The 13,519-nt window shown below is 54.1% G+C and carries 12 protein-coding genes; 7 read left to right on the top strand and 5 right to left on the bottom strand.

Annotation, left to right across the window (positions count from 1 at the left end; translation table 11 throughout):
- The first annotated feature begins 59 nt into the window (after window positions 1-59).
- On the top strand, window positions 60-1,934 hold the full coding sequence (locus FD38_RS04025) for a bifunctional metallophosphatase/5'-nucleotidase (protein WP_057731418.1): 1,875 nt from the start codon (window positions 60-62) through the stop codon (window positions 1,932-1,934).
- Window positions 1,935-2,006: 72 nt separating this feature from the next.
- Here the strand turns inward: FD38_RS04025 and FD38_RS04020 are convergent, their stop codons facing one another.
- The 3 genes from FD38_RS04020 to FD38_RS04010 are packed head-to-tail and all read right to left on the bottom strand — an operon-like array spanning window position 2,007 to window position 3,637.
- Window positions 2,007-2,534 carry an NUDIX hydrolase gene (locus FD38_RS04020; protein ID WP_057731415.1) on the bottom strand — a complete coding sequence of 176 codons (528 nt, stop codon included), beginning with the start codon at window positions 2,532-2,534 and terminating at the stop codon, window positions 2,007-2,009.
- A 13-nt stretch (window positions 2,535-2,547) separates the two neighbouring features.
- Window positions 2,548-3,186, bottom strand: coding sequence for a YetF domain-containing protein (locus tag FD38_RS04015; RefSeq protein ID WP_057731413.1), 639 nt, complete (start codon window positions 3,184-3,186; stop codon window positions 2,548-2,550).
- A 4-nt stretch (window positions 3,187-3,190) separates the two neighbouring features.
- Window positions 3,191-3,637 carry a DUF3290 domain-containing protein gene (locus FD38_RS04010; protein ID WP_057731410.1) on the bottom strand — a complete coding sequence of 149 codons (447 nt, stop codon included), beginning with the start codon at window positions 3,635-3,637 and terminating at the stop codon, window positions 3,191-3,193.
- A 242-nt stretch (window positions 3,638-3,879) separates the two neighbouring features.
- On the opposite strand from FD38_RS04010, the gene FD38_RS04005 reads away from it, so the two are divergent.
- Both FD38_RS04005 and FD38_RS04000 read left to right on the top strand, forming a co-directional pair.
- On the top strand, window positions 3,880-5,214 hold the full coding sequence (locus FD38_RS04005) for a dihydrolipoyl dehydrogenase family protein (protein ID WP_057731407.1): 1,335 nt from the start codon (window positions 3,880-3,882) through the stop codon (window positions 5,212-5,214).
- A 148-nt stretch (window positions 5,215-5,362) separates the two neighbouring features.
- Complete coding sequence (locus tag FD38_RS04000) at window positions 5,363-6,535, top strand: cation:proton antiporter (RefSeq protein WP_057731405.1); 1,173 nt, start codon at window positions 5,363-5,365, stop codon at window positions 6,533-6,535.
- Between the two features lie 102 nt (window positions 6,536-6,637).
- Here the strand turns inward: FD38_RS04000 and FD38_RS03995 are convergent, their stop codons facing one another.
- Both FD38_RS03995 and FD38_RS03990 read right to left on the bottom strand, forming a co-directional pair.
- Window positions 6,638-7,597 carry a tyrosine-protein phosphatase gene (locus FD38_RS03995; protein ID WP_057731402.1) on the bottom strand — a complete coding sequence of 320 codons (960 nt, stop codon included), beginning with the start codon at window positions 7,595-7,597 and terminating at the stop codon, window positions 6,638-6,640.
- 159 nt (window positions 7,598-7,756) lie between these two features.
- The gene (locus FD38_RS03990) at window positions 7,757-8,635 is read right to left on the bottom strand and encodes a tyrosine-protein phosphatase (RefSeq protein ID WP_057731400.1); all 879 of its coding nucleotides are present in this window, start codon (window positions 8,633-8,635) and stop codon (window positions 7,757-7,759) included.
- A gap of 269 nt (window positions 8,636-8,904) precedes the next feature.
- Between FD38_RS03990 and FD38_RS03985 the strand changes: the two genes are divergently transcribed.
- From FD38_RS03985 to FD38_RS03970, 4 genes are all read left to right on the top strand, one after another.
- On the top strand, window positions 8,905-9,771 hold the full coding sequence (locus FD38_RS03985; protein WP_057731397.1) for a diguanylate cyclase domain-containing protein: 867 nt from the start codon (window positions 8,905-8,907) through the stop codon (window positions 9,769-9,771).
- 149 nt (window positions 9,772-9,920) lie between these two features.
- Window positions 9,921-11,219, top strand: a complete 1,299-nt coding sequence (locus FD38_RS03980) for a glycosyltransferase family 2 protein (protein WP_057731394.1) — start codon at window positions 9,921-9,923, stop codon at window positions 11,217-11,219.
- An 11-nt stretch (window positions 11,220-11,230) separates the two neighbouring features.
- Window positions 11,231-12,394 (top strand): family 8 glycosyl hydrolase, encoded by a 1,164-nt coding sequence (locus tag FD38_RS03975; RefSeq protein ID WP_057731392.1) that lies wholly within the window; start codon window positions 11,231-11,233, stop codon window positions 12,392-12,394.
- 138 nt (window positions 12,395-12,532) lie between these two features.
- Complete coding sequence (locus FD38_RS03970) at window positions 12,533-13,492, top strand: 2-hydroxyacid dehydrogenase family protein (RefSeq protein WP_057731390.1); 960 nt, start codon at window positions 12,533-12,535, stop codon at window positions 13,490-13,492.
- Window positions 13,493-13,519 lie beyond the last annotated feature (27 nt).

Genomic DNA, 13,519 nt, shown 5'->3' with positions numbered 1-13,519 from the left:
GACGCTGGTAAAGTAAAGACCGTATCACAGACTAGGAATTCTAGGGAGGATCTTGTAAGATGTCTACACCAAACGGGTTTCGGAAACTAGTAATCAGCGTCATGATTCCCTTAATGGTGGCCAGCGGTGTTTCCACGGTGCCAGAATTAGCCTTCGCCCAAACGACGACCCCTGACCCTGCGCAGCCGGACACTTACAGCACGCCGTTAAAGCAACCGGAGTATCAACGGACTAATCGTTATGACAAGACGGATATTCCCGTCCAACTGTTGGGAATCAACGACCTACACGGGGGCCTGGATACCACGGGGACGGCCTATATCGGGTCCCATCCGTATCCTAATACGGGAACGGTCGGCCGGCTGGCGGCTTACTTAGATCAAGCCCAACACCAGTTCAAGCGCGTCCACCATTCCAAGAACACGTTTCGGATCGAAGCCGGGGACATGGTCGGTGCGGCGCCCGCCGATTCATCGTTGTTGGCCCACGAATCGACCATGCACGCGTTACGCGCCATGAAGTTTCAGATTGGGACGCTGGGCAACCACGAGTTTGACCGTGGCTTACCCGAATTCAACCGGATTCTGCGGGGGAAGGCGGCACCGGCCAGTGCGGATTCGTTGGTCAAGAATTATCCCAACGAACCGACCAAGATGAAGATCGTGGTGTCAAACGTGGTCAATCGGTCGAACGGCAAGGTACCTTTCGGCTATCAACCCTACATGGTTCGGACCATCAAGGCCCACGGCAAGACGGCCAAGATTGGGTTTATTGGGCTCGAAATTGGGAGCTTAACCAGTATCACGCCCGCCAAGAATACGGCCAAGTACAAGATTTTAGACGAAGCCCAGTCGATTGCAAAGTATGACCGCATCCTGAATAAACAGGGTGTTAAGGCCGTGGTGGTCATGGCCCATACGGCGGTGCAAACCCGTGACGGGAAGACCACGGGGCCGGTCGTTGATATCTTGCACAAGCTCAACCGAATCGATCCGAAGAACAACGTTGGGTTGTACGTGGCGGCTCACTCCCACCAATACGCTAACGCGATGGTGGGGAAGACCCGCGTGGTGCAAGCCCTCTTTAGTGGGCGGGCTTACGATGATGCGCAGGCCTACGTCAGCCCGAAGACCGGGAAATTCGTGGATTTGAAGGCGCACGTGTACCCGGTGCTTTCTGCTAAGGCCGACGCCAAGGTCAAGACCGTGGCTAAGGTGGCTGCGATTGCCAAGGACGCCGATAAACGGGTCGGGCCTAAGGTCAACGTGATCATTGGGAAGGCGGCCTCCAGCCAACCCATTACCGATTACCACAGCAACACCAAGACCATGGAGAACCAGATTGGGGAAACCGTGGTGGACGGCCAACTCTACGAAGCCAACAAGGCGGGCGGCGTCAAAGCCGACTTTGCCATGACCAACAACGGTGGGGTACGGGCCGACTTAACGCCGAATGCGCAGGGGCAAATCACCTGGGGCGCGGCGATGGCGGTCCAACCATTTGGAAACATCCTGCAGGTCGTGGAGATGACGGGACAACAGATTCAAGATGCCCTGAACGAACAATATTCTAATCCAGCCTTTTATCTGCAAATTGCCGGGCTGAAGTATACCTACACCGACAACCCCGGGAGTCAACAACACTACAAGGTCTTAAAGATGTACAAGACCGATGGGACGCCACTGAGTCTGACGACTAAGTATCGCGTGGCCATCAATGACTACATTCACGGGGGTGGGGATGACTTCTTCGCCTTCAAGAATACGCCGGTCGTCGGTTCGATTGGGTCGGATAGTGACGTCTTTGTCCAGTACATCAAGGACATGGCGGCCGCTAACCACCCGTTAACGGCACCGAAACCGGACCGCAAGCTTTATCAAGCGACCGGTACGACCGTGACCGTTCCCGCACCAACAACGGTCGCAACGAAGTAAGCCGTTCAATTAGATCAGTCACTAAAAAGTCCCCCGCTAGCCAAGCATGACCAACGGGGGACTTTTTGAGAATTAAGGTTGTGCGGCACTGAGTTGCAGGTGCGCCCAAGCTTGTTGAAGTTCGAGGTGATAGTTGTCAAACCCAATCTGGGTCAATTGTTGTCGCGCCGCGGGCAAGGAAAAGTAGGCCACCCGCTGGAGTTCTTCTAGTTGCGGTGTGAAGTCGCTAACAGTCCAGTCGGTGGTCACGGCAAACCAAGCACTGATCCAATGACTGTGGGGCATGAGGCGGTAATTGTCCGCCGCGGTGATGGGCACGGCTAGGCCGAGCTCTTCGCGTAGTTCCCGGGCCATGGCCGCCTCGATGGTTTCGCCGGCCTTGACGGCACCACCGGCCGAGGTATCCCAGTAACCGGGAAAGTTTAACTTATCGAGGGAACGTTGTTGTAACAAGACTTGTCCTTGGTGGTTAAAGACAAAGGCGTTGACTACCAGGTGGTAGTGCCCCGGCGTGACGGGATTAGCACGCAGTTGCCGGCCCACAACGCGCAGTTGCCGGTCGTAAACGTCCCAGGCTTCGTGTAACTGATCTGCAGGCAAGTTCAGGACCTCCTTAAGTCCGGTCATAACGGGTCACGTCTAAGACGTGGTTTTCGTATTTGGCCATATAGACGTCGCGGACGTTCGTGATACCTTGTTGCTTTAATTGGGTCATCAACCAATCTTCGTCGTGATTCATCAGTTCCAGCACGTCCTGGTCGATTTGACCGTCGATGATGATGGGGTAGCGAATCGAGCCTTCGCCCTGGCGCAAAATGGTCAGACTACCGTTCTGTTCGACGATGGCCCGCTTGACGTCGGTCAACTGATAGACGCCGGCCGTTCGTAACTTAAAGTCGATTTCTTTGGCCGAGAGGTTGGCCTTGAGACAATTATGCACGAGCAGTTTACCGTTACGGACGATGGTGATGGGTCCGCCATCGATAAACTTCCCCACGGGTCGCACGTGGATTTTCAGGTAGCGCATCACTAGAATCAAAAGGGACCAGACCAGTAGCACAATGACGAATTGAATGATGGTGATCGATGAATTGTAGATAACCCCACCGATAATGCCCCCTAAGACGTAGTTCTGCACCTGGTCGATCGCGGAAGTGGGGGCCAGGTTTCCCTTACCGGTAAAGTTGATTAATAAGGTCATAAAAACGAAGCCGATGAACAGCTTCAAGGCGACATCTGAATAGGTAAACATAAAGTTACTCCTTTGTAAGCGTGACTTTCGGGTGATGTAACGTTAAGCGTTCCAGGACGAACGCGGAACCGTCCGAGTTATAGTCGGCCCGGTAATAGCCCTTAGGCGTTTTAAACAGGAGGTTGGACGTGGTCGTGGTGGCGTTGACCGCGATGGTTTGCGGTTTAACGTCCAGCCGCTTGGCAACCTCCTGGACGGTCGAGGTAATGGCGCCGGCCGTTTCACTGTTCGTATGTAAGGTGACCAAACCATTGACCTGAAAGCCCAGGACTAGCAGGATGATGACCCCGGTAATCACACTGAGATCTTTATATTTGACGTTCCACCGGTGACGGAGGTAGTACACGAATAACCCGATGAAAACGATGAGTAACGCAATGATGATGCCCAGCCGGAGATATTGCCAGGTCTGATGATGGGTGGTGAGGTAGCCGTAGGTATAAAAAGTCATGAAGACCTTCCTTTCGAAATGAGCTGGTTGCGAGACTAACGGCTAAATCTTAACCTGGTGGGGATCACGAACGGGTCGAATGACTGACTGGTCGCAATGATTCATCCTATTAGTCACAGATTACTGTACACCATTTTACGGTTAAATTGGGTCAAAATGTCCTCACAAGCCAAATCCTTAGAAAACGCTACCGGTCGTGCTAAAATCAAAAGTGGACTTAGTTTGGAAAGGATGATGGGGTCATGCAACAGTTTGATACGGTAATCCTCGGGGGTGGCCCCGGGGGTCTCGCAGCGGCTTATGGCTTACACGCACAAAAGCAACGGGTAGCGGTCGTGGAAAAGGATCTCTGGGGTGGTACTTGTCCTAACCGCGGGTGTGATCCTAAGAAGATTCTGATGGCGGCAGTCGAGGCGCAAGCCCGCAGTGAGGCCTTACAAGAGCACGGGCTAAACGGCGTGCCGCAAATCGACTGGACGGCGTTGATGGCCAAGAAACGGGCCTATACCAGCATGATTCCGGGCGGAACCGAGTCGGGCTTAAAAGCTGCCGGTATTGCTCACTTTCACGGTGCGGCGCACTTTAACGCCGACGGTACCGTGCAGGTTGGGAATACCCAGTTGAACGCCACTAACGTCATCATTGCCACCGGTCAAACGCCACGGTTGCCGCAGATTGACGGTCAAGAATGGCTCCGAACCAGTACCGATTTCTTGGACCTGGACACCTTACCGGAAGACGTGACCTTCATGGGGGCCGGGTACGTGGGCGTCGAACTGGCGACCATCGCCAATGCGGCTGGTCGGCGGGTGCATTTGGTGCATCATAGCGATCGGCCGTTACGGGCCTTTGATGCGGACTTGGTCCACGATTTACTGGACCGGTTGACCGCGGCGGGCATCGATGTGCGCTTAGACACCGACATCGTGAAAGTTGCACCCGATGGTGACCAGTACCAGGTCACAACCAAGTTGGGCGAAAGCTGGACCACGGGACTGGTCTTTGCCTCGGCCGGGCGGGTGCCGGTCGACCAAGGATTGGGCCTGGACCAGGTGGACGTGGCCACCACGGCGCATGGGATTACGGTCAATGGTCATCTGCAGACTACTAATCCGCATATCTTTGCCATTGGTGACGTCGTGGACCGGCCACAACCGAAGTTGACGCCGGTGGCCAGCTACGAAGGGCAGTACCTGGTGACCGCGTTGACCAACCCGACGGCGGCACCAATCCACTATCCCGTTATTCCGTCGGTGGTTTACGGGAAGAGTCAGTTGGCCCAATTGGGCGTGACGCCGACCCAAGCTAAGCAGGATCCGGCAACTTACCGGGTCAACGATTTGGACATCACCCATTGGTACAGCTACCAACGGATTGAGGACCCCCATGCCCGAATCAAAGTCGTGATTGAACGGGCGAGTGGACGCATCGTGGGTGCGGCTGTGCTGAGTATGGAAGCGGAACAGGTGATTAATTACCTGGATTTCGTGATCCAACAGAAGCTCGGCCCAGTGGCCATCAACCAGAGTATTCTGGCGTACCCAACGTTAGCGTCAGACTTGACCTACTTCAATTGACGTGGGTGCTTCGTTAAACCAACCAATTCGACCAGCACCAATTAAACAAGACCATCTAAGGACGTGTCGCGGTGACGGCACGCCCTTTTGTATGGCCGCGAAGAGGCGTATCATAAACACTAACTTAAGAAATGAGGAGGGGCTGCCCGTGGCCTTTTTGGGAACTCTGTGTTTGATTTTAGTGTTAACGACCTTAGCCGGCAACTTTGCCAACCGGCTGGGCGTCCCCGCGGTGATTGGGGAATTATTGATTGGTATCGTGATTGGTCCGGCCATGTTGAACTGGGTTCAGCTCAATAGCCTGGTGTCGTTATTTTCCGACATTGGGGTGGTGATCTTGATGTTCTTGGGTGGCTTGGAGAGCGACCTGAAACTCTTGGTCAAGTACCTGAAGCCGGCCATTATCGTGGCGACCTCGGGTGTGATTTTTCCGGTCGTCATCATGGGTGCCGTCTCCTGGTGGTGGGGCTTTTCGGCCCTCGAGGCGTTGTTCATCGGGGTCATCTTCTCGGCCACCTCGGTCTCCATTTCGGTGGCCGTGTTAAAGGAATACCACGCCTTGGGCACCCGCGAAGGGGCCACCATTCTAGGCGCGGCGGTGGCCGACGACATTATCGGGGTCATCCTGTTGTCGTTGATGATTAGTCTGTTGGCCAGTCAAGGCATCCAAACGGCGGGTAGTCAACCGGCGTTAGGCTTGGTTCTGCTAGAACAGGTCGCCTTTTTCGGCGGCACCTACCTGTTGGTCAAATGGATTGCGCCGTACTTGATGCACCTGAGTGAGCGGCTGGTGATGGCGTCCAGCGTGACTATCATGTCGATGGTCATCTGTCTGGGCATGGCCTGGTTGGCCGATATTGTGGGTCTCAGTGGCGCCATCGGGGCGTTTTTTGCCGGGATTGCGGTTGCCAACACGCCGTACCGCCATACTCTGGCCGATCACGTGGAACCTCTGGGTAACGCCATCTTTATTCCGGTGTTCTTTGTGAGCGTGGGGCTGAATATGACCTTGGCGCACTTGGGGGAAAACATGGGCCTGATTGTTACGTTGACCGTCCTGGCCTGCCTGACGAAATTGATTGGTTGCGGGTTAGGCGCCCGGCTGAGTCAGTTCTCCTGGATCAGTAGTACCGTGATTGGGACGGGGATGATTGCCCGCGGTGAGATGGGCTTGATTACCGCCCAGATTGGTCACCAAGCGGGCTTGATGAGTAACACCAGCTATTCGGCCATGATCTTGGTAATTATTCTGGCCACCATTTTAGCGCCGTTATTCCTGAAACCGGCTTTGAAACGGATGCCGGTGGCGACGCAACCTTAAATCGTGTGAACCGAAACCGTGTGGGGGCAGCCCCACACGGTTTTTCAGACGACAAAAATAGCGCTGCTCCCAAGGAACGGAGCAGCGCTATCTGTAGATACTTTATTTTTTAGCGGCGGTTAAGTAGTTGGCTTGGAGTTGCTTGAGTTGGGTGTTGGATAAGCCCAGCCCCTTGTGCAAGAAGTTGTGCATGTTCCCGTACTTGGCATCGATGGCCTTGTACATGGTGTTCAAGTAGGCCATTTGGACGCCGTTCATGGCTTCAAAGTTGCCTTTAACGGTTGCGGTAACGGGCTTGCCGCTAGCCTTCCAGCCGGCTAATTGCTTGGCCAGGCTAGCTTGGTTGTCTTTAGCTAAGTAGGTGTTGGACTTCAGATAATCCTTGGCAATGGCCTTCTTGTCGAAGTTCAGTGCGGAGAGAACGAAGACCGTCCCCATCCCGGCCCGGTCCTTACCGGCGGAACAGTGCCACAGAACGGCATTGTTCTTGGGGTTAGTCAGGAGTTGGTGGAATAAACTCTTGTAAGCCTTACGTCCTTGGGCCGTGGTGATGGCATCGTGGTAGGACTTTTCCATCATCTTGACCCCGGCGTTTTTCTTAGAGAAGTCCGGGAAGGCGGCGAAGTTCTTGAAGACGTTGGCTTTGACTAACTTGACGCCCTTCATGGCAACATCTGGACTACTCTTTTGTTCGGCGAGGGTCCGCAAGTCGACGTCAGTTGCGACGTGGTAGGTCTTGGTCAACTTTTGTTGATCGGATTTCGTCAGTTTGGATAAACTGTTGGAGCGAATTAAACGGTGCGCCTTAATCTTTTGACCCTTTTGGTTAACGTAACCGCCGAGATCCCGGGCGTTAGACGCTCCTTGTAACTTGATGTGCTTGGACGTGGATGCCGTCTTTTTAGCCTTAGTGGCCTTGGCGTGCTTCCCGGTCTTGGCCTTAGTGGTCTTGGTGGTGGTCGCGTGGTGCGTAGCGGCCTCCACGTTCATTAAAGGTTGTTGCCAACCCAAAGCAGTGGTGACCAGCAGGGCGGATAGTAAGGTACTGACACGTTTATTCATAAACTTGACTCCTCCTCTTATTTGGATACAGTGCTAGGATAGCAAGTCTATGTAATGAGATGATGTGGATTGTGTAAAGATAAGGGGCAACTCAACCAATTTGCTAAAAATATGTTAATAAAAGGGCCGCGAACGGCAAGGTTTGCGGCCCCGAAAAGTTTAACGGAATTGTGCTTTAGGCGTTGCCAGGTAAGTCTTTTGTAGCTGAGTCAGGTCGTGCGTGGTCAGGCCCAGACCCTTGTGCAGGTAGTTGGTCACGTTGCCGTATTTGGTGTTGATGGCCTTGAAGCTGCTGTTCAGGTAAGAGGATTGGACGCCGAGAACGGCCGTGAGCGACGCCAAGGTTGCTTCATGGGCCCCAGAGGCGGTGGCTTGCGCTAAAATCTGCTGGTTACTTGGTGCTAAGTAACGGTTCGAAAGCAGGTAGTCGTTCATGATGGTGGCCCGGTCGACCTTCAGCGCGGAGAGGATCAGCGCCGTAGCGACCCCGGTCCGGTCCTTCCCCGCGGAGCAGTGGTAGAGGACGGCTTGGGACTTCGGCGTCTTCAGTAAGGTCTTAAAGAGTTGGCGGTAAGCCTTCTTGCCGTCCTTGCTCAACACGAAGTTCCGGTAAGCCGTTTCCATGTTTTTAACGCCGTCACCCTGCATGAAATCGGTGGTGTTCATGTGGGGGACGACCGGATTGAACTGGTAGGTCACGCCCTTGATTTTGGCATCGGGTTGCTGTGCGGCTTCTTCGGCCGACCGCAGATCAACGTCCGTCTTCACGTGGTAGGTCTTGACCAGCTTCTGTCCGTCTTCCGCCGTAAGTTTGGCCAGTGAGGCCGAGCGTAAGAGTTTGTGGGCGCGCACGTGCTTGCCGTCGCGGTTGACGTAGCCGCCTAGGTCCCGCACGTTTGCGGCCCCGCTTAACTTGATTTGCCGGCCGGTCGTGGCGGGTTGCACCGCTTCGGCGTGGGCGTTGGCCAACGGTTGGACCAGTCCCAGGCTGGTCGTGGTTAGGACTAAGGTGAGCAGTGTCCGAATCGGTTTTTTCATGAAAATTCCTCCTCATAGGTTGTGAGTCTTGGTTGAGCATAACAACCCTATGTAAAGAAATGGTGTTGATTCTGTAAAAGGTGTCGCGGCGGGGCTATTCAACCAGTTTCCGTTAATTGACCGACGTAAGATGCGTTCTAACTGGGGCGTTAAGAAGATAGGTTACGGTATGCGTGATTAATTTATTCTATAAATAATTTGTAAACTAGTGACGTTTTACGCGTTCCGTGGTACTCTAGTGAAACTTATGAAAAAAGGAGCGCCGAATCGTGAAATTAAAAACCGTTGATAATTTAGTCTTCGTGGGGATGTTGTTGATCCTCGTCTATCAGTATGCCCTGTTGTACCTAAGCGTAATCAACGGCTCGTGGCTCAACTTCCTGATTGTGGCGGGGGCCTTTGGGCTCGGACTTCTCCTGGGGCGGACCACTTATATCATCTTGGGTGGGGTGCTGTCGTTTGTCAGCATGAGTGCCGGTGGGTTGATGCTGTTGATGCCCTACACCCGGGAGATGTACTTCTGGTCGGCCATCGCGTTAGTGACCATCACGCCACTGACCACGTATCTGATGTATCTCCTAGATCACCAGTTGCTGAAGCGTAAGGCCTTAGCCGCCCAACTCGCCAAGTTGCAGCAGGAAAAGCCGGATTATGAGGTCATCACCGGCGCGCTCAACGAACGGGCGTTACGCCAGGACGTGCAGCAGGAGCTGAAACTGGTCTTTTATCACGAACAGGACTACCGGTTCACCCTGACCATGGTGAAAATCGATTTCCTCGAAAGCTTAGTGAACTTTCTGGGCCACGCGCGGTTCAACGAGTTGTTGCGGGTCACGGCCCGGCACCTCGAGGGGATGCTCTTTACGGTCGACCACCTCTACTACATTGGCTTGGGCAAGTTCGTGATTCTGTCCCCCATGCTGGGGACGGAGACGGCCCCCATCATGAAAACCAAACTCAAAACGAACATCGACGACATTGCCGAAACGTTCGGCTTGGCGCGTCACGCGTTGGTCCTGCGCATCGGGCAGGTCTCCTATTCGACCCAAGACACCGTGACCAACCGGAGCGTCGACGACACGTTGGCCCAATTGGAACGGAGTGCGGAGACGGATATCGTGAAGGAATATCTCTAGGAGGAACGGAATGGGAAACTTTGCTTGGCTACTCCCCGTGAGTTTAACGGTCACCATTTTATTTGGTGTAGTGGTCAGTGGACTAGCAGTTTGCTGGTGGCTGATTTTTAAACGAACGGTGCGGCACTTCAACACGAAAGGAAAATAGCGTGCTCGATTATTTATACGTGATTGCCATTATAACAATCTGGTTATCCCTGGTGATGACCGTGGTGACCCTGATTGGCGGGGTCGTTTTCATTTTTAAACACCTCGAACACACGGACGTGGCCCATCTGCCGGCGCTGGACCGGTATCCCATGGTGACGCTGGTGGTGCCCGCCCACAACGAAGAACTGGTGATTCAGGAGACGGTCCGGGCCATTTTAAACCTGAACTATCCGGTCGACCGGTTCGAATTACTGGTCTACGCCGACAATTGTCAGGATCACACGGCCGCGGCGGTCCGGACGCTGATCCAGCGGCCCGAGTTTGCCGACCGTCAGGTGACCGTGATCGACCGGACCGGGAGTGGGGGCAAGGCCGGGGTGCTCAACGATGCGTTAAAGATTGCGCAGGGCGAATACCTAGGCGTGTACGATGCGGATGCGGCACCGGAAACCAACGCGCTGTACTTCTTGATTCAAAAGGTCCTCGAAGACCCTGAACGGTACGCGGCAGCCTTTGGACGGAACAAGACCCGAAACTACCAACAAAACTTCTTGACCCGGTGTATCAACCTCGAAATCGTCAATACCCAGCGGATTCAACACACGGGGTTGTGGCAACTCTTTAAGATTGGCCGGATTCCCGGGACCAATTTCATTATTAACAAACAGATCGTTCAAAGCATCGGTGGCTGGAACGACGGGGCGTTGACCGAAGACACGGCCATTTCGTTTAGCCTGATGCGGGCGGGCAAACTGATTGCCTTGGCGCACCGGGCCGAGGCCTTTCAGCAGGAACCCGAGACCCTGTTTGCCTACTATAACCAGCGTAAACGTTGGGCGCGGGGTAACTACGAGGTCATCATGGACAACGTTAAGCACTTGTTCGACCGGACCCCCTGGCGAATCAAACTGGAAGTCTTTTACTACGTCTGTACCTTTTTCTGGTTCAACGCCGCCATCGTGGTTTCGAATACGATTTTTCTGCTCAACGTCCTGCTGGCGACCGCGCAATTGGCGTTTCCCGGCGTGCACCAGTTAGTCACGCTCGGGGGGCCGCTCGCCACTCTGTTTCTGATTAACTGGGTGTTGATGTTCTACCTCTATCTAGTTCAGATGAACATCGCGTTGGCCAGCGATTACGGGCAGGCCACGGTCACGAATTTTCTGTACACGTTAGCGTCGTACTTTACTTACGCGCAATTGTTTATCGTGGTGTCGGTGGCCGCGATGGCCGACATGACCCGCGATAAGGTGACCGGCCAGCGGCACACCCACTGGTATAAGACGCAACGATTTTAGGAGGCGCGGTAGTGAGACGACATAAATATCAATGGCTGATTGGGGCCCTGATTATCCTGGTGGCCTTCGCGGTGGGGGCGGCGATCTATAAGACGCAACGGCCCCAAACCACGACCACGGTCAGCCCCACGACGATTAAGACCCATTATCAGACCTGGCAGCGGACCTACCTTAAGGGAACCAGGACTCAACGTTACGTTCAAACCACGAGTACCGGCACGGTGCAGACCCTATCGGAAGCGCAGGGGTACGGCATGCTGATCACGGTGTTGGCGGCTAAGCAGGGGTTCGCCAACCAAAAGACGTTCGACCAACTGACACGCTACTATCTCGCCCACCGAATCAGCCGTACCAATCCACTGATGGCGTGGCGCCAGACCCAACGGGGGGGACAAATGGTCAGTACCGCGGCCGAAAAGACCAGTGCGACCGACGGGGATTTGGATATCGCCTACGCATTGATTCTGGCCGACGAACACTGGCATAGTCACGGCGACCTGAATTACGGTCAGTTGGCCAAGCAATTGATTCGGGCCATCAAACGACAGGAGATCAACGCGGTGACCCAACTACCCAAAGTAGGGAACTGGGCGACGGCGGCCAAGACCAGAAACCTGGTGCGACCGTCGGATCTGATCACGGCGTATTTCCGGAAGTTCGCGAGCTACACCGGCGACGGCAGTTGGACGCGGGTCGCCCAGCATAGTCAAACCACGTTGCAGGCGTTGAGTCGCCAGCACGCCACGGGCCTCATGGCCGATTTTGTGACGGTCAGCGGACCGTCTCGGCGCTTAGGGACGGTGCGGGCCCAGCAGGTGGCTTCCGTGCACGATGACCAATACGGGTTTAACGCGTGTCGCATCCCCTGGCGAGTGGCGTACGATTATCAGCTTTCGCAAAGCCAGATCAGCCGGCAGGTCGTCCAAAAAATGTTGCGCTTTTTTGCCAAGCAATCCCAGATCAAGGCGGGGTATACCTTAACGGGAAAACCGACCGAAAAGTACGCCAATCAGGCCTTTAGTGCCCCGGTCGCCTATGCCGCTCAGGTGGTAGGTGATCAGGCCCTAAGCCGCCAGGCCACTAAGACGTTGACCACGACGTTACCCGCTAAGGATTATTACCCGGCGACGCTGCAAACGTTGATGTTGTTGCAGAGTGGGAGCTTGGAAAAATAGAAATTTTGACAGTGGTCTACCCGTTGAGGTGGGCCACTTTTATTTATGGTGAAAGATAAGCAACTTGGGCTTACAGTCAGTCAAAAAAGCGCTATCATGAGTGGTGATAAGACGAATTTCGTGAAGGAGTGACGATGGATGACTCGTGTTTTAGTAACTGCCCCAATTCCCCAAGTTGCCTTGACTATCTTGAAGGCGGCTAACTTAGAAATTGAAACTTATGATGGTCCTGGATTGATTACTAAATCAGAACTGATCGACCGAATTAAGGGGCAAGATTACTTGATTACCCCTTTGTCAACGCAAGTGGATCGTGATGTGATTGATGCAGATCCCCAACTGAAATTAATTGCGAATTACGGGGCCGGCTTTAACAATATTGATACGACTTATGCGCGAACGAAGGGAATTCCAGTCACCAACACGCCGGGAGTGTCGACTACCTCGACGGCCGAAGTCACGACCGGACTGATCATCACGCTAGCGCATCGCATGGTTGAAGGTGACCGGCTCATGCATACGACCGGGTTTGACGGGTGGGCCCCGTTGTTCTTCTTGGGTCACGAACTAGCCGGTAAGACACTGGGAATCGTAGGAATGGGAAGCATTGGTCAGGCAGTGGCTCAACGCATGCACGCGTTTGACATGCCAATCGTCTATAGCCAGCGTCACCAACTCGATGCCGCAGTTGAGCAACGCTTAGGCGCACGCTTTGTGTCGCTAGACGACTTGGTAGCACAAAGTGACGTGGTAACGTTACATTGTCCGTTAACCCCTGAAACGCACCATCTCTTAGGTGCCGCACAATTTCAGCAAATGAAATCGTCGGCCTACCTCATCAACGCTGCACGAGGTCCTATCATTGACGAAGCCGCCTTGTTGACGGCGTTGCAGCAGCACCGATTGGCGGGAGCGGCACTAGATGTCTATGAAGCCGAACCTCACGTGGCTGATGGGTTTAAACAACTCGATAACGTGATTTTGACCCCCCACGTGGGAAACGCGACTGTGGAAGCACGGGATGCCATGGCGACTATCGTGGCAGAAAATGTCGTCCGGGTCAATCAGCACCAAGACCCGAAATTCATCATTAATTAAGATCAAAAAAACGACCACCAGAAATGA

Origin of the sequence: Levilactobacillus zymae DSM 19395 (assembly GCF_001434115.1) — a bacterium.
GTDB lineage: Bacteria > Bacillota > Bacilli > Lactobacillales > Lactobacillaceae > Levilactobacillus > Levilactobacillus zymae.
This window is presented reverse-complemented; position numbering and strand designations above follow the sequence as displayed.

Excerpts from the sequence above, each read along its gene's own strand:
- FD38_RS04025 (WP_057731418.1), top strand. The coding sequence starts at position 60 with ATGTCTACACCAAACGGGTTTCGGAAACTAGTAATCAGCGTCATGATT.
- FD38_RS04015 (WP_057731413.1), bottom strand. The coding sequence starts at position 3,186 with ATGTTTACCTATTCAGATGTCGCCTTGAAGCTGTTCATCGGCTTCGTT.
- FD38_RS04010 (WP_057731410.1), bottom strand. The coding sequence starts at position 3,637 with ATGACTTTTTATACCTACGGCTACCTCACCACCCATCATCAGACCTGG.
- FD38_RS04005 (WP_057731407.1), top strand. The coding sequence starts at position 3,880 with ATGCAACAGTTTGATACGGTAATCCTCGGGGGTGGCCCCGGGGGTCTC.
- FD38_RS03995 (WP_057731402.1), bottom strand. The coding sequence starts at position 7,597 with ATGAATAAACGTGTCAGTACCTTACTATCCGCCCTGCTGGTCACCACT.
- FD38_RS03990 (WP_057731400.1), bottom strand. The coding sequence starts at position 8,635 with ATGAAAAAACCGATTCGGACACTGCTCACCTTAGTCCTAACCACGACC.
- FD38_RS03970 (WP_057731390.1), top strand. The coding sequence starts at position 12,533 with ATGACTCGTGTTTTAGTAACTGCCCCAATTCCCCAAGTTGCCTTGACT.